At 38.4% G+C, this 820-nt stretch carries 1 protein-coding gene; it reads right to left on the bottom strand.

The annotated features are described in order from the left end of the window. Window positions 1-413: 413 nt before the first annotated feature. Window positions 414-820, bottom strand: a 407-nt coding sequence (locus tag PROCOU_RS15985) for an LPXTG cell wall anchor domain-containing protein (protein WP_036074412.1), incomplete at its 5' end; no start/stop codon positions are given.

Below are 820 nucleotides of genomic sequence, written 5' to 3'. Positions count from 1 at the left end.
AGGCTCAAGCCTTATAACGTACTATTTTATGATATCTCAAAAAAATATGTCTTTATATACAGAAATATAATCAATTTGAATGCAGTCATCGTATGTATAACAAAAAAATTTACATTTAGATAGTCTAAAAAAATATATCGCTGAGAAGACTACCGGGGTATTATTTTGGCATATAAATACACGCAGAAAAAATTAGCAAGAGAGTAATACTCTTTACTAGTTTCCCTACGTTTTATTGGATATTACCATTCCTATTTCTTCCTATCTCCTCCATCCATGTCGTAGCTTCAACTGAAGTAGGAAAGTACGTATCAAAAATCCACTATTAGGTTTTTGATACGTATTTTAACTACTTAGACATACGATGTTCTTCAGATTCCCTTATTTCACAGCCGCCTCTGCTCATTAAATGCTTAGTCTTGTTTGCGCCGTCTTTGTAACAGTGCTCCAATCAGGATGAATGCTGATCCGAGAAGTGCGTACAACATATTAAATGTGTCACCCGTTTTAGGTAGTGCTTTTTTGATACTTGGTTGTTTTACTTCTGGCTGCTTTGGTTCTGGTTGTTTGATTTCTGGTTGTGCTGGTACTGGCTGCGGTGCAATAACTTGCAGGTTTACAGTCGTTGTGGTTGTTTTGTTATTGCTATTAGTCACGCTATACGTAACTGGGTAATTGCCTGCTGTTGTCAGGTCTGCTTGGCTCGCGTCATACGTGATTTTATCGGTGATGTCGCCATCAACGGTATCTTGGGCATGGGCATTTTCTAACCAGCCAACGTTATCTTCCGTCACGCCTTGCATCACAATCAAGTTCTCCG

The organism is Listeria rocourtiae FSL F6-920 (assembly GCF_000525975.1).
Classification (GTDB): domain Bacteria; phylum Bacillota; class Bacilli; order Lactobacillales; family Listeriaceae; genus Listeria_A; species Listeria_A rocourtiae.
Note: the sequence above shows the minus strand (reverse complement) of the source record. Positions and strands in the feature narration are given on the sequence as shown.